This is a genomic window from Mycobacterium simulans (assembly GCF_900232995.1).
GTDB lineage: Bacteria > Actinomycetota > Actinomycetes > Mycobacteriales > Mycobacteriaceae > Mycobacterium > Mycobacterium simulans.
This window is the reverse complement of the sequence record NZ_OCVX01000005.1, coordinates 308,276-332,830: the sequence shown is the minus strand read 5'-3', so window position 1 is coordinate 332,830 and position 24,555 is coordinate 308,276. Positions and strand designations below refer to the sequence as shown.

The following is a 24,555-nucleotide window of genomic DNA, read 5'->3' as shown; positions in this document are numbered from 1 at the left end:
GGGTGGGGCGGCGTGCGGTGTGCGCGGTGCGGGCGTGGTGCGGGGGCGGGGGGGTGGCGGGGGGGGGTGGGGGCGCGGCGGATGCGGTGCGGGCGGGGGTGGGGTGTCCGGCGGGCGGGTGGTGTGGGTGGCGTTGACGTTGGCGTGGAAGGTGATGGTGTCGTCGGTGTCGCGCTGCAGTGTGCCGCTCACGTGCGCGTTCGTGTCGCCCAGGGTGTCGGTGATGGCGTAGGTGAGTAGGGGGTGGGGGCTGATCTCGATGAAGGTGTGGTTGCTTTGGGCCGCCTCGCTGACCGCCTGGTGGAAGCGCACCGGGTTGCGCAGGTTTGCCGCCCAGTATTCGCCGTCCAGCAACCGTGACGGCCCCTCGTGGACCGTGGTGATCATCGGGATCTTCGGCGGTTGCGGCGCCAAATCGGCTAGCGCGGAACGCAGTTGCGGCAATATCGGGTCGATGATCGGGTGATGGGATGCGACGTCGACCTCGATGCGTCTGGCCAGTAGGTTTTTTGCCGCGACGACTCCGATGATCCTGTCCACCTGCTCTGGTGGACCGGCGATCACCGACTGGCGCGGTGAGGCATGCACGGCCAGGGTGAGTTGCGGATGGTCGGCGATCAGCGCCTGGGCGGCATCGGCGTCGAGTTCGAGCAGCGCCATCGCGCCTTGGCCGGCCAGCTGGGCCATTAGCCGCGAGCGGGTGGCGATCACCTTCAGCCCCTCGGCCGGCGTGAGCGCGCCGGCCACGACGGCCGCCGACACCTCGCCCATCGAGTGGCCGATCACCACGTCGGGGGTGACCCCGTAGTGGCGCCACAACGCGGTGAGCGCGAGCTGGATGGCGACCAGCACCGGCTGGATGCGCTCGATGCCGACCAGTTCCTGACCATCGGCAAGCATCTGCTGCAGCGAAAACCCGGTTTGGGCAACAAAATCCGGCTCCAGCTCGGCGATCGCCTTGGCGAATGCGGGTTCATCGGCCAGCAACTGGCGGCCCATCCCCGCCCATTGCGAACCCTGGCCGGAATACAGGAACACCGTGCCCGGCCCGCCGGAGCCTTCGTTGCAGCCGACGGTGCCGGGCGCAGGCTGGCCGGCGGCCAGTGCCCGCAATCCGGCCACCGCCTGGGCGCGCTCGCGGGCCACCACCGTGGCGAACTTGGGATGCCGGGCCCGGTGGTGGTTGAGTGTGTGCGCGACATCGGCCAGCGGGATCTCGGCGCCGGCGCCGTCCATCCAATCGGCCAATACCGCGGCGGTCGCGGTCACCCGCTGTGCTGTCTTGCCGGAGACCACCAGCGTCGACACCGCAGGCGACGAAGCCGGTTGCGGGGCAGGAAGATCGGGCGCCTGCTCGATGACCACATGCGCATTCGTCCCGCTGACACCGAACGAGGACACTCCGGCTCGGCGAGGCCGGCCGGTAGCTGGCCATTCCATGCCGTCCGTCGCGACGCGCAGCCGCGATACGCCCTCGCTGGCGTGCGGTGTCAACTGTTGGAAGTTCAGGTGCCGGGGGATGTGACGGTGGCCCAGCGCCAGCACGGTTTTCATGAATCCGGCGATGCCCGCCGCAGCCTCGAGATGTCCGAGGTTGGTCTTCACCGATCCCAGCACCAGCGGTTGGGCGCCTTCCCGATCGCTGAAAACCTTGCTCAGCGAGTCGAGTTCGATTGGGTCACCGAGCGGTGTGCCGGTGCCGTGCGCCTCGATGTAGTCGATGTCGGCCGGCTCCAACTTGGCGGACGTCAACGCCTGACGAAGCAGTGCCTGCTGCGCCGGCCCGTTGGGCACGGTCACTCCGCTGCTGGCGCCGTCCTGGTTGACCGCCGAACCACGGACCACCGCCAGGATGTGATTGCCGTCGCGCTGCGCATCGGACAATCGCTTGAGGACCACGACACCGCAGCCCTCGCTACGCACATAGCCGTCGGCGGCGGCGTCGAAGGTCTTGCACTGCCCCTCGGGCGACAGCATTCCCCACCGCGAGCACGCGATGCTGGTGCCCGGGCTGAGCAGCAGGTTGGTGCCACCGACCAGCGCCGTGTCGCTTTCACGCCAGCGCAGGCTCTGACAGGCCAGGTGGATGGCCACCAGCGACGACGAGCATGCCGTGTCGAGCACGACAGCGGGACCCCGGGCCCCGAGCAGATATGCCATCCGCCCGGCGGCGAAGTTCGCCGCGTTGCCGGTGAGCACATAGGCGTCGAGGTCTTCGGGTCGCACGACACCGGACATGGTGAGCATGTAGTCGTAGGCGGTGACACCGACGAAGACCGAGGTTTGGGTCCCGCGGATGGTGTGTGGCGGGATGCCCGCGTTTTCCAGCGCTTCCAAGGCCACTTCGAGGAACAGCCGCTGTTGCGGGTCCATCGCCGCAGCCTCGCGTGGGGTGATCGAGAAGAACTCCGCATCGAACTCATCCGGCTGCCAGCTGGTGAGGAAGCCGCCCTCCCGGTTGCAGATCGTTCCCGGGACGGTGTGGTCCTCGGTGTAGAGCGCGTCGGCGTCCCAGCGCTGCGGCGGAACCCGGACGATGCCGCTTCTCCCGTCCCGCAACAACTCCCAGTACTCATCGGGGTTGTTGACCCCACCGGGCAACCGGCAGCCCATTCCGACCACGGCCACCGGTTCGGTGCCGGTCTTTTCGGCGATCTCCAACCGTGCGGTGAGATTGTCGATCTTGTGCAACGCCTCGGCGATAATAGCCCGGCGATCTGGTGTCGCGGCCGTCATCGCGTCTAGCTCAACCTTTCCGAAAGCTGCTGCAACAACTCGTCTTCGGTGAGATCGTCATAAGCGTCCTCGACCGGTTCGCTGTCTGCCGCAACGAGTTCGGGTAGGACGGTGGCCAGGTAGTCGGCGAGACTGTAGACGGTCGGGTAGTCGAAAACCACAGAGGCCGGCAGGAATTCACCGAGACTGTCCGACAGGGCCCGCTGTAGCGTCACGCTCATCAGCGAGTCCATCCCGAGTTGGAAGAAACCGGTCGAGGGATCCAGTGCCTCGCCCGCGGGCAGCCCCATCACCTGGGCGGCCAGCAGCGCGACCTGGTCGAGCAGCATGTCGTGGCGGCGTTCCGGTTGGCACTTGCCCAGGGCGACGCGGAATTCGCTTTCCGGCAGTTTCGTGTCGCCCGGCACCGGCAGCAGGTGGTCGACGATGTGCAGTGCGCCGCGCGTGCGGTATGCAGCCGCCAGCAGCGGCCAATCCGCCGCCACCACAACGGAATGCACCCCAGCGGCCGGGCTCATCACGTACGGCAGCGCACCGATCGCGACGTCGTCGTCCATCGGCAGCAGTCCCGATCCCACGCTGACCTGGCTGGCGTCGTGTTCGGCATCGGCAAGGGACTTCCACAATCCCCAGTTGACGGTGGTGGCGGCCAGTCCCATCACGCGTCGTGCGTAGGCCAGCGCATCGAGGTAGCCGCTGGTGGCGGTGTAGTGGGCCAGCCACCGCGAACCGGTGAGGCCGGAGATGGAGGAGAACAACACGAAGTGGCGCACCGGCGTGCGCAGCGACAGCCGGTGCAACACGGCCGCGGCGTCCAGCTTGGGCGCGAACATGGCGCGCACGTCGTCGTCGGTCATCTCGCTGAGCAGTACCGGTTGTCCGGCGAACGCGGCCAGGTAGATGCCCTCCAGCGGCGGCAGATCCGTGCCGAATCGATCGAACAGTGTGCTCATCGCGGCTTCGTCGGTGGCGTCGGCGGCGACGGTGATCACGTTCGTACCTTGTGCGGCAAGGCTTTCGGTGAGTTCGGCCAGCCGTTCGCCGGGATTGCGGGACACCGCGACAATGGTGTTGGCCCCCATCCGCGCGAGTTGGCGGATCAGATGCGGCCCGATGTTGCCGGTGGCGCCGATGACGAGCTGGCTAGAGTCGGGATCTAGCTTGATGGGCGCTTGACCTGAAATTGAAGCAAGGGCGTGCCGGTGTAGCCGGGGCACGTGGCGCGTTCCGGCCCGGTAGACCACTTGGTCATCCACATCGGTGGCGGCAGCCTCAGCCAGCACCAGCTTGGCTACCAGTCTGGCGGGCACCGAAGCATCGAAATCGATGACCCCACCCCAGATTTCGGGATGTTCCAGGGCCAGCGTGCGTCCCAGGCCCCACAGCGCCCCGTGCGTGGGATTGGCGTGGTCGCCTTGTGAGATGGGCTGCGCATTGCGCGTGGCCAGAAACAACTTCGCCGGAACGGGTTGTGCGGCCATCGCTGCGGCAAGCCGACGTGCCTGGTGGAAAAGCTGGTAGGTCACGGCGACATCGAGAGGATCGTTCGACGGCTGTGGCGCGTAGAGCACATGATCGACGCCGCGGAGCGCCTCGGTCAGTTGCGTCGGATCGGCGGCCAGCATTTCGGAGGCCAGCACACCCGCGGCCAGTTCGGCAGCGACGGCGGGATCACCCACCACCAGCCACCGAGTGCCGCTTGCGATCTCGGCATCAGGCAGCGGTTCGGCCGGCCAGGTCACCTGATGTGACCAGTCATCGAGCGGGCCGCCGGTTCCTTGCGGCGCCGCGTGCGTGCTTACCGGGAACCCATTGCGGTTCCCAGACGGCGCCAACCCGGTCGCCGAAGTGGTCAGCCAGTGCTGGGTGTGGTGCCACGGCGTCGTGGGGATCTGTGGGTGCGGCTCGGCGAGATGCGGAGTCTGCGGCGGCGTGGTGCGCACCGTGTTGAGGTTGGTGCGGAAGGTGACGGTGTCGTCGCTGTCGCGTTGCAGGGTTCCGGTGGCCAGGTACTTGGCTGCGGGCTGGGCGTCTTCCAGGGTGTCGGTGATCGCTTGGGTCAGCAGCGGGTGTGCGCTGATTTCGATGAACGTGTGGTAGGCACCGTCGCCGGCATTGATGGCGTGAGTGATCGCCTGCTGGAAGCGCACCGGGTTGCGCATGTTGGTGGCCCAGTGCTCGGCGTCGAAACTCGGTTGCGTGTCGAAGTCCTCGTACGTGGTGGAGATGATCGGAATCGTGGGCCGGCGCGGGGCCAGATCGGCCAGCTCGGAGCGCATCGCGGGCTGCAGGGCGTCCATCGCCGGATTGTGCGGAGCCACTTCAATATTGACCCGGCTCGCGAAGCGATTCTCCCCACGGACCCGTGCGATCAGCTCCTCGATCTGCCCGGTGGGCCCTGCGATCACGGTCTGGCGCGGCGAGTTGTAGATACCCAGCGTCACCTGCGAGTAGTCGGCGATCAACGCATCGGTGGCGGGCACATCGAGGCCGAGCAGAGCCATACCGCCCTCTCCGGACAACGGCGCCATCAGCCGCGACCGGGTTGCGGTCACCCGCAACCCCTCAGCGGGTGTCAACGCGCCGGCCACCACAGCGGCGGCCACCTCGCCCATCGAGTGACCGATGACCACGTCGGGCTGCACGCCGTAGGAACGCCACAAGGCGGTCAGCGCCAACTGCATGCCGATCAGCCCGAGTTGGATCTGCTCGATGCCGATGAGTTCCTTGCCGTTGGTGAGCACGTCGTGCAGTGAGAAGCCGGCCTGCTCGACGAACACCGGTTCCAGCTCGGCGACGGCGGCGGCGAAAGCCGGCTCGTCAGCGAGCAATTGACGGCCCATGCCGGGCCATTGCGACCCGCGTCCGGAGTAGACGAACACCGTGCCCGGCCCGGGGGAGCCGTCCCGGGGCGGTGCCACGCCGGGGGCGTGCTGGCCGGCGGCCAGCGCCCGCAGTCCGGCTACCGCCTGGGCACGCTCGCGCGCGACCACCGCGCCGAATTTTGCTTGCCGGGCCCGGTGATGGTTGAGCGTATGGGCCACGTCGGCCAGTGCCACGTCGACGCCCGCGCCCTCCATCCAATCGGCCAGCACCGTGGCCGTCGCGGCGACCCGTTGCGGCGTCTTGCCCGTCACCACCAGGGTCGATACTTCATTGCCGAAACCGCTCCCGTTCACCGGCACATGTTCTGGACCTTGCTCGATGATCGCGTGCGCGTTGGTCCCGCCGAGGCCGAAGGAGGACACTGCCGCCCGGCGCGGACCCGAATCCGACGGCCACGCAACGTTTTCCACGGGCACAAAGAGACGGGTTGGCGACGCGTCGATCGCCGGATTCCACTGTGAGAAATGCAGATTCGGTGGAATCTGACCGCGCTGCACCGACAGCACCGCCTTGATGAACCCGGCCACGCCCGACGCCGCTTCGAGATGACCGATGTTGGTCTTCACCGCCCCGAGCGCGCACGAGCCTTCGCCGCGGCCGTATGTGGCGGCGAGCGCCTCGAATTCGATCGGGTCGCCCAACTGCGTTCCGGTTCCGTGGGATTCCACGTAGTGCACGCTTTCGGGCGCGACGTCGGCCGAGCGCAGCGCGTCGGCGATCACGTCGCACTGTGCCGCCGTGTTCGGCGCGGTGATGCCGTTGGAGCGCCCATCCTGGTTCACTGCGGAGCCGCGCACCACGGCCAGCACCTGATCGCCGTCACGCAGTGCGTCGGTGAGCCGCTTCAGCACCACCACTCCGGCACCCTCGCCGCGCACAAATCCGTCGGCCGCCGTGTCGAACGTGGCGCACCGGCCCTGTGGTGACAGCAATCCCCATGCCGAGATGGCGATTTGGGTCTCGGGGCGCAGGGTCACGCTGACCCCGCCCGCCAGCGCCAAGTCGCTTTCCCGTAGGCGCAGGCTTTGGCAGGCCAGGTGGATCGCAGTCAATGACGACGAGCAGGCGGTGTCGACTGCAGCCGCCGGGCCGCGCAGCCCCAGCATGTAGGAGATTCGTCCCGCGGTGATGCTGTGCGAGTTGCCAGTTCCGGTGTAGGCGTCCACGTTGTCGGGGCTGCTGGCCAGCATGGACTGGTACTCGTTGAAGTAGACGCCCATCATGACGCCGGTGCGGGTGCCGCTGAGGGAATCCGTTGGGATGCCGGCGTGTTCGAGCGCCTCCCAGGCGACCTCGAGCAGCATCCGTTGCTGCGGGTCCATCGAGGCGGCCTCGCGTGGGGTGATTCCGAAGAACTCGGCGTCGAATCCCGCGATGTCGGGAACGAAACCACCCCATTTCGTGGTCATGTGCCCGGGTGTCAACGGGTCAGGGCTGTAGAACTCCTCGGCATCCCATCGATCGGGGGGAATGGCGGAAATTGCATTGCGGCCCTGGACCAGCAACTCCCAGAAACTCTCCGGGTCGGTCACGTTTCCTGGGAAGCGGCAGCCGATACCGACCACGGCCACCGGTTCGGCCAGCGTGGTGCGCGAGGCTTTGGTGAATTCGTCGGTGAGGGCGGCGCGCTGCGGCGCGGTCATGGCCGACATGCGGCTAAAAACGGTTCGCATTAGGAAGACTCGATGCGGTCGAACAGGCTATCCAGCGTGCTGCCCGCCGAAGCGGACAGCGTGGCGATCTGATCTATCTCGGTATCGGGTTGCGGCGCAACAATTTTAGCGAGATGACTGGCTAGCGATGCGACCGTTGGGTGGTTGAACAGCATGGTGGCCGACAGTTCGATACCCACGAACATCTCGGCTTCGCGCCGAATCGCCATCGCCATAAGGGAGTTGAGTCCCAGTTCGGCCAACGGCCGGTCGGAGTCCAGGTCCGACTCCGGAATCCGCAGTTCGCGGGCGACGATGCTGCGCAGCCCAGTTTCGAACTCCCCGCGCAACGCCGCCGGCGACAGATGCGACCAATCGCGGGCCGGGATCGGGGAGACCTCCGGCGATCCCTGCAGCAGGTCGTCGACGATACGCAGTGATCCGCGCGTCCGGTATGCCGCCGCCAGCAGCGGCCAATCCGCATCGACGACAACGGAATGCACGCCGGCGGCCGGGCTCATCGCGATGGGCAGCGCGCCGATGGCGACCGCGTCGTCCATGGGGCGCAATCCCGATTCCACGCTGACGCTTGAATCGCCTTGGGTGTCTGCCAACGACTTCCACAATCCCCAGTTGACCGTGGTGGTTGCCAGCCCCAGCGCGCGGCGCGCGTAGGCCAGTGCGTCCAGGTAGCCGCTAGTGGCGGTGTAGTGGGCCAGCCAGCGCGATCCGGTCAGGCCGGAGATGGAGGAGAACAAGACGAAGTGGCGCACCGGCTTCTTCAGCGACAACCGGTGCAACACGGCGGCGGCGTCGAGCTTGGGTGCGAACATGGCGCACACATCGTCGTCGGTCATTTCGCTGAGCAGGACCGGGCCTCCGCCGAAGGCGGCCAGATAGATGCCCTCCAGCGGCGGCAAGTCGGAGCCGAAGCGGTCGAACAGCACACCCATCGCGGCCTCGTCGGCGGCATCGGCGGCCACCGTAACGAGATCCGTACCCGCGGCGGCAAGGGTCTCGGTCAGCTCCTGCAGCCGATCACCGGGGTTGCGGGACACCGCGACGATCGTCTTGGCACCCATCTGCGCCAGTTGGCGGAGCAAATGTGGTCCTATGTTGCCGGTCGCGCCGATGACCAGTTGGCTGGCATCGGGATCGAGTGCAACCGGCGCCTCGGCAGGCACGGCGCGCCGCCGCAGCCGAGGCACGTGGCGCATACCCCACCGGTAGACGACCTGGTCTTCGTCGTCGCCGCCGGTGACTTCGCTCAGTACCTGGGGCGCCGCTAGCTCGGCGGGCACCGAGTCATCCAGATCGATGATGCCGCCCCATATTTCGGGGTGTTCGAGGGCCAGCGTGCGTCCCAGGCCCCACAGCACGCCGTGCGCGGGGTTGGCCCGATCGCCTTCGGAGACGGGCTGGGCGTTGCGGGTAACAACGAAAAGTCGTGGTGAAGCCGGGATTTCGGCTAATGCCGCGGCAAGCCGGCGCAGCTGGTGGAACAGCTGGTAGGCCACCCCGACGTCGAGAGACTGACCGGCCGGCGGTGCGTAGAGCACGCGGTCGACGCCCTTGAGCGCATCGAGGAGGGCGGTGTCGTCCGCGAGGACGTACGACTCCATCACGTCGACGCGAGATCGCGGGCCCGCGATCCGGCCCAGCTCGGCACCGAGATCGGCATCCGCGACCACCAGCCATCGACCCTCTGCGGTCTCAGGACCCGGCTCGGCCGGCAACGGCCTGGCCGGCCAATCCACCCGGTAGCACCACGAGTCGAGGGCACCGTTGAGATACTCCGATGGTGCTGCAGCGCTGGGCGCAGAACCGTTCTGGCGCTGGGGGAGCTGACGCGCAATCGCCGCGGCGTTGATCCAGTGACGGGTGTGGTGCCAGGGCGTGGTGGGGATTTGCGGGTGTGGCTCGGGTGGATGTGGCGTCTGCGGCGGGTGCGTCGTGCGGACCGTGTTGACGTTGGTGTGGAAGGTAATGGTGTCGTCGGTGTCGCGCTGCAGGGTTCCGATGCTTACGTACTTACTTCCGTGTTGGACGGTGTGCAGGGTCTCGCGCACCGCCTGAGCCAACAGGGGATGGGCGCTGATTTCGATGAAGGTGTGGTGGGAGGATTCGGCCTTGCCACCAGCTCGAGTGATCGCCTGCTGAAAATACACCGGGTTGCGCATGTTGGTGGCCCAGTGCTCGGCGTCGAAGATCGGGCTTGCGTCGAGGTCTGAGTAGGTGGTCGAGATGATCGGAATCGTCGGGGTGCGCGGTGCCAGGTCCGCCAGCTCCGAGCGCATCGCGGGCTGCAACGCATCCATGGCCGGATTATGCGGGGCCACTTCGATATTGACCCGGCTGGCAAACCGGTCGTTCGCGCGTACCCGGGCGATCAGCTCGTCGATCTGCTCGGTGGGCCCGGAGATCACGGTTTGTCGCGGCGAGTTGTAGATGCCCAACGTGACCTGTGGGTAGTCGGCGATCAACGCCTCCGTCGCCGCCGCATCCAGTTCCAGGAGCGCCATGCCGCCCTGGCCGGACAGCGGGGCCATCAGCCGCGAGCGGGTCGCGGTCACCCGCAGCCCCTCGGCGGGCGACAGTGCACCGGCGACCACGGCGGCGGCCACCTCACCCATAGAGTGGCCGATCACTACGTCGGGTTGCACGCCGTAGGAGCGCCACAACCCGGTTAGCGCCAGTTGCATGCCGATCAGGCCCAGCTGGATCTGTTCGATGCCGATCAATTCCTTGCCACTGGCGATGACGTCCCGCAGCGAGAAGCCGGCGATTTCGACGAACACCGGTTCCAGTTCGGCGACCGCGGCGGCGAAAGCGGGCTCCTCAGTGAGCAATTGGCGGCCCATGCCGACCCATTGCGAGCCGCGCCCGGAGTAGACGAATACCGTGCCGGGCCCGGGTGAACTGTCGTGGGGGTTGACTACGCCGGGCGCGTGCTGGCCGGCGGCCAGCGCCCGCAACCCGGCCACCGCCTGGGCGCGCTCGCGCGCCACGACCGTGCCGAACATGGCTTGCCGGGAGCGGTGATGGTTGACCGTGTGCGCCAGGTCGGCCAGCGCCACCTCGGCGCCGGCGCCCTCCATCCAATCGGCCAGCACTGCCGCCGTGGTGGCTACCCGCTGCGGCGTCTTGCCCGCAATCACCAGCGTTGACACCGCTGGATCGGCGGCTGGACCTACAGTCGGCTCGGGTGCCGCTGACACGTCCTGGCCCTGCTCGATCACCACGTGGGCATTGGTACCGCCGAATCCGAACGACGACACGCCGGCCCGGCGTGGATGCCCCGTTTCCGGCCATTCGGTTTGTTCTGCAACGACTTTCATGCGCAAGTCGGCAAACGGAATGTGCGGGTTCGGGCTCTCGAAGCGCTGATTCGGCGGGATCTGGCCGTGCTGCACCGCCATCACGGTCTTGATGAAGCCAGCGATGCCGGCCGCCGCCTCGGTGTGGCCGAGGTTGGTCTTGACGGCGCCGATCAGCAGGGGAGAGTCCTCGGGACGTCCGCGACCCAGCACCGTACCGAGAGCGCGGGCTTCGATCGGATCGCCCAGAAGGGTTCCGGTCCCGTGTGCCTCGACATAGTCGACCTCATTGGGCTGCATCCCCGCATTGGTGTAGGCGGCGCGCAGCACTGCCATCTGAGCCGCCGGGTTTGGCGCCATTAGCCCGTTGGAACGGCCGTCCTGGTTGACCGCCGAGCCGCAGATGACGGCGAGCACGCGATCCCCGTCGCGCTGTGCGTCGGTCAACCGCTTGAGCACCACCACGCCGGCACCCTCACCGCGCACGAACCCGTCAGCGGCCGCGTCGAACGCGCGGCAATTACCCGTCGGTGACAACGCGCCGACTTGGTCGAAACCGCGAAACACCGCCGGGGACAACAACAAGTTCACACCGGCTGCGATTGCCAGGTTGGAGTCTTGGGTCCGCAGGCTCTGGCAGGCCAGGTGGATCGCGACCAACGACGAGGAGCAGGCGGTGTCCACCGCCACCGAGGGACCGCGCAAGTCAAGAAAATACGATAGGCGGTTGGCGATGATGCTCATCGCGCCACCGGTGTTGCTCCAGCCGTCGACCTGCGACAGATCGGTGGAAGCAATGGCGCCGTATTCGCTCAGGCAGGACCCGGCGAATACTCCCGTCTGCGAGCGGCGTAGCGAGCTGGGCGGAATTCCCGCGTGCTCCAACGCTTCCCAGGACACTTCCAGCAACAAGCGTTGCTGGGGATCCATCTTGTCGGCTTCGCTGGGGGAGATCTCGAAGAATTCCGCGTCAAAGGCGTCGATGTCGGGCAGGAAGGAGCCCCACCGCGTGGTGCGGGCCAGCACGGCCGCTACCTCCGGCGACTCGCTTTCGAACGGCTGCCACCGCTCGGGTGGGATCTGCCCGATCGAGGAACGGCGTTCGCACAGAAACTCCCACAACGCTTCTGGTCCGGATATCCCGCCCGGGAATCGGCACCCCATGCCGATGACGGCGATCGGCTCGTCGAGCGAGTTTCGGGCCGGGCGCCTAAGTGCCGCTTCGGATTCGGGGTCGGGCTCGGGTGCGGTGAGGTACGCGGCCAGCGCGTTGATCGTCGGGTGCTCCCAGAAGTCGATTGGAGATACGGTCTTGCCCAACAACTCTGTCAATTCACCCGACAGCACCACCGCGTCGCGGGAGCTCACGCCGAGGTCGGCCAGTGACAGATTGGGATCGACCTCGTCGGGTGTACATCCGATGTTCGTGACCAAGTAGTCGACAAGCCAGTGGCGAAGGTCGGCTTCACCACCGATGCTCGCCGTCATACGGTCACATCCAGCCGCTTGAATCCGTCGCTTCGATAACGCTCGACACAGGCCGAACGCCGGACTTTGCCGCTCGTGGTAATGGGAATCGAACCCGGCGACACCAGAACGAGATCGGCCACGCGCAGACTGTGCGACTTCGATATCGCCGAGGTGACTTCACGCTTCACCGAGTGGAGTTTGTGCATGGCCTCCTCGGCGGATGTTCCGCGCCGCTTGAGCTCGATGATCGCGACCAACTGCTCGGTGATGTCGTCGGGCACGGCGATGGCCGCGACCCGGCCTCCGGTGATCTCCTGGATGGTGGCCTCGATGTCGTCTGGGTAGTGATTGCGTCCGTCCACGATGAGCAGGTCTTTGATGCGGCCCATGATGAACAGCTCGCCGTTGGACATGACGCCGAGATCGCCGGTCCGTAGCCACGTACCGTCAGGCGTTCCGGGTGCGGGGTTGACGATCTGTGCGTCGAACGTCCGCGCGGTCTGCTCGGGCTTGCGCCAATATCCCATGGCCACGTGATCGCCATGCACCCATATCTCACCGACTGTTCCCGGCGGATTCTCGACCATGGTCTCCGGGTTGACAATTCTTACTGCCGACGGGTCGGGCGATCCATAGCTGATGAGTTCGGTACCGACCGAACCCTCGGTTCCGCCGGGCCTGGCCTCTCCCGCGGTCAAGTGCTCGTAGTCGAATCGGACCGTCTTGGGGACGGTGCCGGCTTCGGGAGCCGCAACGAAGAGGGTGGCTTCCGCGAGTCCGTACGACGGCCGTACCGCTGTGCGGCTGAGACCGTATGGAGCGAAGCGCTCGGTGAAACGTTTCACCGTCGCGACATGGATTCGTTCACTGCCGCTGACGATTCCGACCACATCGCTGAGGTCGAGTCCGGCCATGTCCTCATCGGATGTCCGCCGCACCGCCAATTCAAAAGCGAAATTTGGCGCCGCAGAAAAGCAGCGACCGGTGGTTGCAAGCAGTTGCATCCAGCACGCCGGGCGGCGCAAAAACGACATCGGGCTCAGCAATATCGCGCTGCGCCCGGCCACCAGTGGCGCACAAATTCCGAGAATCAGGCCCATGTCGTGAAACAACGGCAACCACGACACCACAGTTCCGGTCGGAGTCTTCGCGGGATCCCCGAAATATCCGTACAGACTTTGTGTCACATTGGCGACGACGTTCTTGTGCGAGACGATGACACCGGCCGGCGTGCGTGTCGATCCGGATGTGTATTGCAGATAAGCTGCCCCAGTGGAATTCTGCGGAAGGACTGGCAGCTCGCGAGGCGAGTCCAAGTCAAGCAGGTCAACTTCAATGACGAACGGGGCGGGTTGGCCATTTTGTGAGCACGCGTATTTCGTCACGTCGCCCACCACAGATGAGGTCGTGAGAATGGCGACCGGTTGCGAATCACGCAGCACCGCAGAAACCCGATCATCGTGAATTCCATATTGCGGCGTTGACAGCGGGACTGCGATAAATCCAGCTTGGAGTGCCCCAAGGAAAGCGATTACATATTCCAGTCCCTGCGGCGCTAAGATTGCTACTCGATCACCCGGCGATCCGGACAGCTTGAGTTCTTCTGCGATAGTGCAAGCGCGTACGTAGACCTGCGACCATGTCAGGCTCTCAGCAAAGCCATTGGGATCTAACGCGTAGTCCATGTACGTGTATGCGGTGGAGTCGGCCTGCTGCTCGGCCCGCTCCTTCAGCAAAGCGGGGAGGGAAGGATCCGTCACCGGCATCGCGTTACGCTCCTGTTCGACTGCCTGCATTTTTCTATGTTGGGCACCCGGTGAACCGCCTGTCGGATCGCATGGCGGGACTCCCCGGCGCCTTGAAACCTGCTCGGTCTGGGCTGACCAGCCCGCTCCGACGATTACACAGTTGCTCGCCATCGAGCACGACTGTGCAGCGTCAGATGGTCGCCCCTACACTATACCCCGTTTCCCCAAGCAACTAGTCCCTATAAGCAAGGTACGCATCTCTCCCGACAGGTGCCGGCAGTATTCGGAAAATCCACACGCTTCCCACAGTGACCACCAATGTGACGGACGGACAGTACTGCGGCCTCACCTGCGATGACCGCCTCAGCCAGTGTAACCTGATGTGGTTGGTGTGACTTCTGATACATCAGTGGCTGATGTTTAGTTGAGTGAGACTTGAGTCGTAGTTTTGGGACGATAGTGCCGGCCGTTTTGGGACCAGCGTCCCGTTGTGACGAGACTAACACGCCCCGCGGCGGCGTCAGGCGCGGTGCGTGAGGGCAGTGGACCGGGGCCATGAAGGGGCCCGGCCCGGGCGCCCGGCCCTGCGTTGCCCGGGCCTACGCGGGTTTTTTGGCGCCCGCTGCGGGCCGAAAGTTGGGGCACTGGGTTGCTTGCGGGCTGAGCGCCGAGGTCGGGTCCGCAAGATCCGCCGCACAGCTAAGCCGGATCACTCCATTGGAGTGTTCGGTCTTGTATTTCTCCAGCGAGCTCCGGCAAATTGTTATTGAGGTAGAAGTGATCCCCGGGAAATACGCGAAGAGCGAATTCTCCGGTCGTTCGATCGCGCCACGGTTTCATGTCTTCTTGGGTCGCAATCCAATCCTTGTCCCCGATGAAAGCGTAAATCGGGCACGACAACTTTGTCTCTGGTGGACAGTTATAACCGGCAATGGCGCGGGCTGCTCGCAGCGTGGGCAGCACGCCAACCAGAAACTCCTCGTCATCGAAAAACTCTGGATTCGTCCCGGTCATTTGCGCGACCAAGTTCAACATTTCGCGATCTGACATACCCTGGATTTGCTTATAGCGGATATGACCGGGCGCTGAACAGGCTGACACGAAGAGGGCCGCGATCCGATGTCCTGCCGCCTGGAATCTCAACGCCACTTCGAATGCCAACATTCCACCCATGCTGTGACCAAAGAAGGCGAATGGAACCTCTGTCCGAGTTGATGGCTTCATCATCGCAAAGATGTCGTCGGCCAGGGCGGGAATACTTGCCAGCGGCGGCAAACCAGCCCCATCGCGCTGTCCGGGGTACTGGACCGCGACCCGCTTCACGTCAGCGGAAAACTCCCGGGAAAATGGGACATAAAATTTAGCGTCTCCGCCGGCGTGCGGGAAAATATATAGCGTGGGCGTGGCTACCATTTCGTCGCTTTTGCTATTGCTTGTACGCCGTTCACCGCGCCAGCATACCGTGGGTCAAAAACAGGTGCATCGACACCAGACGGGCGCCCGTCGCGGTCCAGGCACCCATGGTCTGTAGCAGACTAGGCGGTAGGACATGGCTGGGCATCGTCTGCGGGCCCGCGAAACGCGAACCGAAATATCAAATTGGGCCCGACACACCGGAGCCGCAACCGTCGTCACACATGTAACACCAGGCACACTGGTAACAACGAAACGATGCCAGGAGGGTATGGCCGTGTACCGAGTCTTTGAAGCGCTGGACGAATTGGGCGCCATTGTGGAAGAAGCCCGTGGCGTGCCGATGACCGCGGGCTGCGTCGTGCCCCGCGGAGACGTGCTGGAGTTGATCGACGACATCAAAGATGCGATCCCCGGGGAGCTCGACGACGCGCAGGACGTTCTCGATGCACGCGATTCGATGCTCCACGACGCCAAGGCCCATGCGGACTCCATGGTGGCCTCGGCGACCACCGAGTCCGAGTCGATGCTCAACCATGCCCGCGCGGAGGCGGACCGGATCCTCTCCGACGCCAAATCCCAGGCCGACCGGATGGTGAGTGAGGCGCGCCAGCACAGCGAGCGGATGGTCGCCGAAGCTCGCGAGGAGGCGATGCGCATCGCAGCCTCCGCGAAGCGCGAGTACGAGGCCAGCGTCAGTCGGGCCAAGACCGAATGCGACCGGCTGATCGAAAACGGCAATATCTCCTACGAGAAGGCCGTGCAGGAGGGCATCAAGGAACAGCAGCGCCTGGTGTCGCAAAACGAGGTGGTGCAGGCAGCCCACGCGGAGTCCACGCGGCTTATCGACACCGCGCACGCCGAGGCCGACCGGTTGCGCGGCGAATGCGACATCTACGTCGACAGCAAGCTTGCCGAGTTCGAAGAGTTCCTCAACGGCACCCTTCGTTCCGTCGGCCGGGGACGCCACCAACTTCGCACCGCGGCCGGCACGCACGACTACGCGACGCGCTAAACCGGGTTCTCCCGCGCGGGATAGTCACGCGCGGGTGCAGGACCGATGAGCCATGGACGTTTGCGGCGCGAGCCGTAGGATTTCTGTTATGGCGAGGCAGCGCAGTCAGACAACTCAGCGACCTCTGACCGCGCCCATGGTGATTGACATCGCACGGCTGGGGCGCCGGCCAGGGGCAATGTTTACGGTGCGGGACACCGTCAGCAGTCCGTCGCGCATCGGTGTGGAGTTGATCGCGATCGAGCGGGGTGCTCCGCTGGATCTAGATCTGCAAGTGGAGTCCGTCTCCGAGGGGGTGTTGGTGACCGGGACGGTGGCCGCACCCACCACCGGTGAGTGTTCCCGTTGCCTGAGTGAGGTCCGGGGTCGTGTACAAGTCGTCCTGACCGAATTGTTCGCCTATCCCGGCAGTGCAACCGAGGCAACCACCGAGGAAGACGAGGTCGGGCACGTCGTCGACGAGAAGATCGACATCGAGCAGCCGATCATCGATGCCGTCGGTCTGGAACTGCCGTTTTCGCCGGTGTGCCGGCCGGATTGCCCGGGATTATGCCCACAATGCGGCGTTTCGTTGGCCGCCGAGCCCGGCCACCGTCACGAGCAGATGGATCCGAGGTGGGCAAAGCTGGCTGACATGTTCACGCCGGAAAGCCCCGAGGTCCCGCGGTGACCTCGTCGCGACAGCCGCTGCTCGACGCGCTCGGTGTCGAGCTGCCCGATGAGCTGCTCACATTGGCGTTGACGCATCGCAGCTATGCCTACGAGAACGGCGGGCTTCCGACCAACGAGCGGTTGGAGTTTCTCGGCGACGCCGTTCTCGGGCTGACAATCACCGACGAGCTCTTTCACCGCCATCCGGAACGTTCGGAAGGGGACCTGGCCAAACTTCGGGCCAGCGTGGTTAACACCCAGGCGCTGGCCGATGTTGCACGCAGCCTGTCCGACGGGGGTCTTGGCGGTTACGTTCTGCTGGGTCGCGGTGAGGCGAACACCGGCGGAGCCGATAAGGCCAGCATCCTGGCCGACGGGATGGAATCGTTGCTGGGCGCGATCTACCTGCATCACGGCATCGAGACGGCGCGTGAGGTGATCCTGCGGCTGTTTCGACCGCTGCTGGACACCGCTCCGACGCTGGGCGCCGGGCTGGACTGGAAAACCAGCTTGCAGGAGCTGACCGCGTCACGTGGGCTGGGCGCGCCGTCATACCTGGTCAGCTCCACCGGTCCGGACCACGACAAGGAGTTCACCGCTGTCGTGGTCGTGATGGACACCGAATACGGGTCTGGTGTGGGCCGCTCAAAAAAGGAGGCCGAGCAAAAGGCCGCGGCAGCCGCCTGGAATGTGCTGGACGCCGACGTCCCGGGCAAAACTCCGGTCTAGGTCCGGTTTGGATTGTTGGTGGCGACCCGCTGCGCCCGGCTTCGCCGCGCTTATGCCCCGCTGCGCCCGGCTTCGCCGCGCTTGCGATCATCACGAGTCGTTTGGTGATGACCCGCTGCGCCCGGCTTCGCCGCGCTTGCGATCATCACGAGTCGTTTGGTGATGACCCGCTGCGCCCGGCTTCGCCGCGCTTGCGATCATCACTAGATGCCCGAACTGCCCGAAGTCGAGGTGGTTCGGCGTGGCCTGCAGGACCATGTGGTAGGCAAGACGATCACCGCGGTTCGGGTGCACCATCCCCGAGCGGTGCGCCGCCATGAGGCCGGTCCGGCGGATCTGACGGCGCGGCTGCTGGGCGCTCGGATCACTGGAACGGATCGCCGCGGCAAGTACCTGTGGTTAACACTGGACTCCGGTAACGACCCCGACACCGCGCTCGTCGTACATCTGGGCATGAGCGGGCAGATGTTGCTGGGGGTCGTCCCGCGCACCGACCATGTCCGAATCTCCGCGCTCCTTGACGACGGGACTGTGCTGAGCTTCGCCGACCAGCGGACCTTCGGGGGATGGTTGCTGGCCGACCTGGTGACTGTCGACGGCAGCGTGGTGCCGGAGCCCGTCGCTCATCTGGCGCGTGATCCGCTGGATCCGCGGTTCGACGCCGAGGCTGTGGTTAAAGTCCTGCGGCGCAAGCATTCCGAGGTCAAACGTCAACTCCTCAATCAAGAGGTGGTTTCGGGGATCGGCAACATCTACGCCGATGAAGCGCTGTGGCGGGCCAAGGTGAATGGTGCCCGCATAGCGGCCACGCTAACCCGCCGCCAGCTAGCCGCGGTCCTGGACGCCGCCGCCGAGGTGATGGGCGAAGCACTGGCCAAGGGCGGGACGTCGTTCGATTCGCTATATGTCAATGTCAACGGCGAGTCGGGTTACTTCGACCGATCGCTGGATGCCTACGGCCGCGAAGGCGAAAACTGCCGGCGGTGCGGCGCCGTGATGCTGCGGGAAAAATTCATGAACCGCTCGTCGTTCTACTGCCCGAGATGCCAGCCGCCGCCCCGGCGATAATCTCTTGCCGCGAGCGTGCGTGTCGGTACGACGACACTCCGCTGGACGCGGCATTCTGCGCACGTTCGCGGGAAGGGAATAGGGACATGACGGAACTTTGGGTCGAACGCACCGGGTCGCGGCGCTATACCGGCCACAGCTCGCGCGGCGCGCAGGTGCTAATAGGTTCCGAGGACGTCGAAGGGGTATTCACACCGGGCGAGCTGCTCAAGATCGCACTCGCCGCGTGCAGCGGGATGGCCAGCGACCAGCCGCTGGCCCATCGCCTCCGCGACGACTACAAAGCGGTGGTCAAGGTATCCGGTGCGGCCGACCGCGACCAGGAGATCTATCCGCTGCTCGAGGAGGTCCTCGAGCTCGACCTGTCGGGCTTGAACCAGGACGACAAGGAGCGCCTATTGGTGGTTGTCAACCGAGCCGTCGACCTGGTCTGCACCGTCGGGCGCACACTCAAATCCGGCACCACCGTCACCTTCGAGGTCGCCGATGTCGGATCCTGATATGCGGCTGACCGCCTGGGTGCACGGGCGGGTCCAGGGAGTCGGTTTCCGCTGGTGGACCCGGTGCCGGGCGCTGGAGTTGGGTCTGACCGGTTATGCGGCCAACCACGCCGACGGCCGGGTCCTGGTGGTCGCCCAGGGGCCGCGGGATGCCGGCGAAAGGCTGCTGCAACTGCTGCAGGGCGGCGCCACACCGGGGCACGTGGAAAACGTCGTCGCCGACTGGTCGCGGGCGTCGGAGCAGTTCGTCGGGTTCGTCGAGCGGTAATCTGGCCCCTCGTGTACCTCAAGAGTCTGACGCTGAAGGGCTTCAAATCCTTCGCCGCGCCGACGACTCTGCGTTTTGAGCCCGGCATCACCGCGGTCGTCGGACCCAACGGTTCCGGCAAGTCCAACGTCGTCGACGCCCTGGCGTGGGTGATGGGCGAGCAGGGGGCAAAGACGCTGCGTGGCGGCAAGATGGAAGATGTCATCTTCGCCGGCACCTCGTCGCGCGCCCCGCTGGGCCGCGCTGAAGTCACCGTCACGATCGACAACTCCGATAACGCGCTGCCGATCGAGTACTCCGAGGTGTCGATCACTCGACGGATGTTCCGCGACGGTGCCAGCGAATACGAAATCAACGGCAGCAGTTGCCGTTTGATGGATGTCCAGGAGCTGTTGAGTGACTCCGGCATCGGCCGCGAGATGCATGTCATTGTCGGGCAGGGCAAGCTGGACGAAATCTTGCAGTCGCGGCCAGAGGATCGACGGGCGTTCATCGAAGAGGCCGCCGGCGTACTCAAGCATCGCAAGCGCAAAGAAAAGGCCGTCCGCAAACTCGACGCAATGGCCGCGAACCTGGCCCGGCTCACCGACTTGACCACCGAACTGCGGCGTCAACTCAAACCCCTGGGTCGGCAAGCCGAGGTGGCCCGTCGGGCCCAGACCATCCAGGCCGATCTGCGCGATGCGCGGCTGCGGCTGGTCGCCGACGATCTGGTGAGCCGGCGTGCGGAGCGAGAGGCGATCTTCGAGGCTGAGGCCACGATGCGTCGCGAGCACGATGACGCTGCCGGCCGGCTATCGGTGGCGTCCGAGGAGTTGACGGCACACGAAGCGGCATTGAGCGAGCTGTCGGTTCGGGCCGAGTCTGTGCAGCACACCTGGTTCGGCCTATCCGCCCTGGCCGAACGGGTCGGCGCCACGGTGCGTATCGCCACTGAACGCGCCCAGCATCTCGATGTCGAGCCGGTGACCAGCAGCGACGCCGACCCCAGAAAACCCGAGGAGCTGGAAGCCGAGGCCCAGCAGGTGGCCGTCGCCGAGCAGCAGCTGCTAGCCGAGCTGGCCGCGGCGCGCCCCCGCCTCGACGCTGCCCGCGCGGAATTGGCTGACCGCGAGCGCCAGGCCGCCGAGGCTGACAGGGCTCACCTCGCCGCGGTCCGCGCCGAGGCGGACCGGCGCGAGGGCCTGGCTCGGCTGGCCGGCCAGGTTGAGACCATGCGGGCGCGGGTCGAATCGATTGATGACAGCGTTGCCCGGTTGTCCGAGAGGATCGAGCAATCCGCCGCGCGCGCCGAGCAGACCCGTGCGGAGTTCGAAAGCGTGCAGGGCCGCGTCGGTGAACTGGATCAGGGCGAGGTCAGTCTCGATGAACACCACGAGCGGACGGTCGCCGCGCTGCGGTCGGCCGACGCCCGCGTCGCCGAGCTGCAGTCCGCCGAACGCGACGCCGAACGACAGGTGGCTTCGCTGCGAGCCCGCATCGATGCCCTGTCGGTGGGTCTGGAACGCAAGGACGGCGCGGCGTGGCTCGCCCGGAATCACAGTGGCACAGGGCTTTTCGGGTCGGTCGCGCAGCTGGTGAAAGTGCGCTCGGGATATGAGGCGGCGCTGGCAGCGGTGCTCGGCTCGGCGGCCGACGCATTGGCCGCCGAAAGCTTTAGCGCCGCGAGTGCCGCTGTCGCCGCACTCAAGCAGGCCGACGGAGGTCGAGCGGCCCTAGTCCTGGGCGACTGGCCGGCGCCGGCCGAACCCACACAGGCCGCCTTAGCGGACGGTGCCCTGTGGGCGCTGGACCTGATCGAGGCACCGACCCGGCTGCGCGGCGCCATGATCGCCATGCTTTCGAATGTCGTGGTGGTCAACGACCTGGCCGAGGCGCTCGATCTGGTGGCCGCGCGCCCCGGGTTGCGCGCGGTCACACTGGACGGTGACCTAGTGGGCGCCGGCTGGGTAAGCGGCGGCTCGGACCGCAAGTTGTCCACGCTTGAGATCACTTCGGAAATCGAAAAGGCGAGCGGCGAGCTGGCCAACGCCGAGGCGCAGGTCGCTCAACTGAGCGCGGCGCTGTCCGGTGCGTTGACCGAGCAGGCCGCTCGTCAAGACTCCGCTGAGCAGGCCTTGGCGGCGCTCAACGAATCCGACACCGCCATCTCGGCGATGTACGAGCAGCTGGGCCGGCTCGGGCAAGAGGCGCGCGCTGCCGACGAAGAGTGGAGCCGGTTGCTGCAGCAGCGTGCGGAATTGGAAGCCGGACGTGCGCAGACCCTCGAGGAGGTCGTCGAACTCGAGACGCGGCTGCGCAACGCCCAGGAGACCCAGCACGTGCAAGACGCCGAGCCCAGTCCGGCAGAGGCTCGCCAGGCGCTCGCCGCCGCCGCCGAAACCGCCCGCGGCATCGAAGTGGAGGCCCGGTTGGCGGTGCGGACGGCCGAGGAACGCGCGAACGCAGTGCGCGGGCGGGCAGATTCGCTGCGCCGCGCGGCCGCGGCCGAACGCGAGGCGCGGGTGCGCGCCGAACAGGCACGAGCGGCTCGGCTGCGTGCGGCCGCGGTGGCCGCGGCGGTCGCCGACGCCGGGCGCCTGTTAGCCGGGCGGTTGAACCGGGTAGTCGATTCGGCGTCCAGGCTGCGCGATGAGCTGGCCGCCGAGCGCCAGCTTAGATCGACGGCGATGGCGGCGGTCCGCGAAGAGGTGAACACGCTGAGCGCACGAGTGGCCGCACTCACCGACTCGCTGCACCGCGACGAGGTCGCAAACGCCCAGGCAGCGTTGCGAATCGAGCAGCTCGAGCAGATGGTGCTGGAGCAGTTCGGAATGGCTCCGGCCGACTTGGTCGCCGAATACGGTCCTCAGGTTGCACTGCCGCCCACCGAACTTGAGATGGCCGAGTTCGAGCAGGCCCGCGAGCGCGGTGAGCAGGTGACCGCGCCGGCCCCGATGCCGTTTGACCGCCCGACCCAGGAGCGCCGGGCCAAGCGTGCCGAGCGTGAGCTGGCCGAGCTGGGGCGGGTCAATCCGCTGGCCCTCGAGGAGTTTGCTGCGTTGGAGGAGCGCTACAACTTCCTGGCCACCCAGCTCGAAGATGTCAAGGCTGCCCGCAAGGACCTGCAGGACGTCATCGCCGACGTCGACGCCCGCATCCTGCAAGTGTTCAGTGACGCGTTCGTCGATGTAGAGCGCGAATTCCGCCAGGTGTTTGCGTCGCTGTTCCCCGGCGGGGAAGGCCGGCTGCGGCTGACCGAGCCCGACGACATGCTCACCACCGGTATCGAGGTGGAGGCCCGTCCGCCCGGCAAGAAGGTCACCCGGCTGTCGTTGCTCTCCGGCGGTGAAAAGGCGCTGACGGCCGTGGCGATGCTGGTAGCGATCTTCCGGGCCCGCCCGTCACCGTTCTACATCATGGACGAGGTGGAGGCCGCGCTCGACGACATGAACCTGCGCCGCCTCATCGGCCTGTTCGAGCAGTTGCGGGATCGCTCGCAGCTGATCATCATCACGCACCAAAAGCCGACGATGGAGGTCGCCGACGCGCTCTATGGCGTGACGATGCAGAACGACGGCATCACCGCGGTCATCTCGCAGCGGATCCGCGGTCAGCAGGTGGATCGGCTGGTCGCTAGCTCCTCGTAGGTGCCCGGCGCCCCTAGCCACCCTCGAAGTACTTGGAAGGATTGTCAGCGTGTCCGAAGGTCTGTGGATCGCCATCGCGGTCATTGCCGCCCTGGTTGTCATCGCCGCGCTGGTCTTTGGCCTGGTGCGCTATCGCCGGCGCCAGATCAGCCTGTCAGGCCGGCCCGACACCGGTGTAGTCGACCGCTCCGGTGGTTACACCGCCTCGTCCGGCATCACCTTCAGCCAGACGGCCCCGCCCGCCGAGACGGCCGAGCCCGCCGAACGGATCGACACCAGCGGATTGCCGGCCGTCGGCGACGATGCGACCGTTCCTCACGACGCGCCCAAGCGCACCATCTCCGATGTCTACCTGCCCGAGGTTGAGCCGGAGCCAGCGGCCCCAGAGATACCCGAGGCCGCCGAGACACCCAAGGCCCCCGAGATAGAGGCCATCGCACCGACCGAAGGCCGATTGGAACGGCTACGTGGACGTCTGGCCCGATCGCAGACCGCACTCGGGCGCAGCGTGTTGGGACTAATCGGTGGCGGCGACCTGGATGAGGACTCCTGGCAGGACGTGGAAGACACCCTGCTGGTCGCCGACCTCGGCCCGGTCGTCACCGAGTCCGTGGTGTCGCAGCTGCGCACCCGGCTGGCCAGCAGCAATGTCCGCACTGAGGCCGACGCTCGGGCGGTGCTGCGTGACGTCTTGATCAAAGAGCTGAAGCCCGGCATGGATCGCTCGATCCGCGCCCTGCCGCATGCCGACCATCCGTCGGTGCTACTGATCGTCGGTGTCAACGGCACCGGAAAAACCACCACGACCGGCAAGCTGGCGCGGGTGTTGGTCGCCGATGGCCGCCGGGTCGTGCTCGGCGCTGCCGACACCTTTCGCGCCGCGGCGGCCGATCAACTGCAAACCTGGGCGTCGCGGGTGGGCGCAGAGGTGGTGCGTGGGGCCGAAGGCGCCGACCCAGCTTCGGTTGCTTTCGACGCCGTCGGCAAGGGCATAGCGGCTGGAGCCGACGTCGTGGTCATCGACACCGCGGGCCGACTGCACACCAAGGTCGGGCTGATGGACGAGCTGCACAAGGTCAAGCGCATAGTGAGCCGCCGCGCATCTGTTGATGAGGTGTTATTGGTGCTTGACGCCACCATTGGGCAAAACGGACTGGCCCAGGCCAGGGTGTTTGCCGAGGTCGTCGACATCACCGGCGCGGTGCTCACCAAGCTGGACGGAACGGCCAAGGGCGGCATCGTCTTCCGCGTTCAACAAGAACTCGGGGTGCCGGTAAAGCTAGTCGGACTCGGCGAAGGGCCCGATGATCTGGCGCCGTTTGAACCTGCCGCCTTCGTGGATGCCCTGCTCGGCTGATCGGGACGGCGGCGACCCGCTGCGCCCGGCTGGTTGCGATGGTGGTGACCAGCTCTTACACAGCAAGTTTTACGTTAATCCTGATGAAACATCGCGGCCCCATTGTCGCAACAACT

The 24,555-nt window shown here is 66.1% G+C and carries 12 protein-coding genes and 1 pseudogene; 8 read left to right on the top strand and 5 right to left on the bottom strand.

Annotated features, from left to right (window positions below; all coding sequences use genetic code 11):
• From MSIMFI_RS20180 to MSIMFI_RS20160, 5 genes and pseudogenes are all read right to left on the bottom strand, one after another.
• Positions 1-2,736 (bottom strand): type I polyketide synthase (locus tag MSIMFI_RS20180; protein ID WP_191498848.1); only part of this gene is annotated, 2,736 nt, incomplete at its 3' end.
• 5 nt (positions 2,737-2,741) lie between these two features.
• Entirely contained in the window at positions 2,742-7,295 is a 4,554-nt protein-coding gene (locus MSIMFI_RS20175) for a type I polyketide synthase (protein WP_191498847.1), read from the bottom strand.
• Positions 7,295-12,079, bottom strand: coding sequence for a type I polyketide synthase (locus MSIMFI_RS20170; RefSeq protein WP_191498846.1), 4,785 nt, complete (start codon positions 12,077-12,079; stop codon positions 7,295-7,297). Before MSIMFI_RS20170 ends, MSIMFI_RS20175 begins: the two co-directional genes overlap by 1 nt.
• A complete protein-coding gene (gene fadD26 / locus MSIMFI_RS20165) occupies positions 12,076-13,827 on the bottom strand; it encodes a long-chain-fatty-acid--AMP ligase FAAL26/FadD26 (protein WP_191499095.1) in 1,752 nt (583 codons plus the stop codon). Before fadD26 ends, MSIMFI_RS20170 begins: the two co-directional genes overlap by 4 nt.
• Positions 13,828-14,508: 681 nt before the next feature.
• A pseudogene (locus MSIMFI_RS20160) lies at positions 14,509-15,323 on the bottom strand (thioesterase II family protein).
• Between the two features lie 176 nt (positions 15,324-15,499).
• On the opposite strand from MSIMFI_RS20160, the gene sepIVA reads away from it, so the two are divergent.
• The 8 genes from sepIVA to ftsY all read left to right on the top strand — a co-directional run bounded on the left by sepIVA (position 15,500) and on the right by ftsY (position 24,439).
• On the top strand, positions 15,500-16,237 hold the full coding sequence (gene sepIVA, locus MSIMFI_RS20155; protein WP_186242402.1) for a cell division protein SepIVA: 738 nt from the start codon (positions 15,500-15,502) through the stop codon (positions 16,235-16,237).
• 88 nt (positions 16,238-16,325) lie between these two features.
• Positions 16,326-16,907: a YceD family protein gene (locus MSIMFI_RS20150; protein ID WP_191498845.1), complete on the top strand. Its 582-nt coding sequence runs from the start codon at positions 16,326-16,328 to the stop codon at positions 16,905-16,907.
• Entirely contained in the window at positions 16,904-17,617 is a 714-nt protein-coding gene (rnc, locus tag MSIMFI_RS20145) for a ribonuclease III (protein ID WP_186242404.1), read from the top strand. The genes MSIMFI_RS20150 and rnc overlap by 4 nt, the downstream gene beginning before the upstream one ends.
• A 207-nt stretch (positions 17,618-17,824) precedes the next feature.
• Positions 17,825-18,685, top strand: coding sequence for a DNA-formamidopyrimidine glycosylase (gene mutM / locus MSIMFI_RS20140; protein ID WP_191498844.1), 861 nt, complete (start codon positions 17,825-17,827; stop codon positions 18,683-18,685).
• An 86-nt stretch (positions 18,686-18,771) separates the two neighbouring features.
• Positions 18,772-19,185, top strand: a complete 414-nt coding sequence (locus MSIMFI_RS20135; protein WP_191498843.1) for an OsmC family protein — start codon at positions 18,772-18,774, stop codon at positions 19,183-19,185.
• Positions 19,172-19,453 carry an acylphosphatase gene (locus MSIMFI_RS20130; protein ID WP_186242407.1) on the top strand — a complete coding sequence of 94 codons (282 nt, stop codon included), beginning with the start codon at positions 19,172-19,174 and terminating at the stop codon, positions 19,451-19,453. The genes MSIMFI_RS20135 and MSIMFI_RS20130 overlap by 14 nt, the downstream gene beginning before the upstream one ends.
• Before the next feature lie 11 nt (positions 19,454-19,464).
• A complete protein-coding gene (gene smc, locus MSIMFI_RS20125; RefSeq protein ID WP_191498842.1) occupies positions 19,465-23,082 on the top strand; it encodes a chromosome segregation protein SMC in 3,618 nt (1,205 codons plus the stop codon).
• A gap of 49 nt (positions 23,083-23,131) precedes the next feature.
• On the top strand, positions 23,132-24,439 hold the full coding sequence (gene ftsY, locus MSIMFI_RS20120; RefSeq protein WP_191498841.1) for a signal recognition particle-docking protein FtsY: 1,308 nt from the start codon (positions 23,132-23,134) through the stop codon (positions 24,437-24,439).
• Positions 24,440-24,555 lie beyond the last annotated feature (116 nt).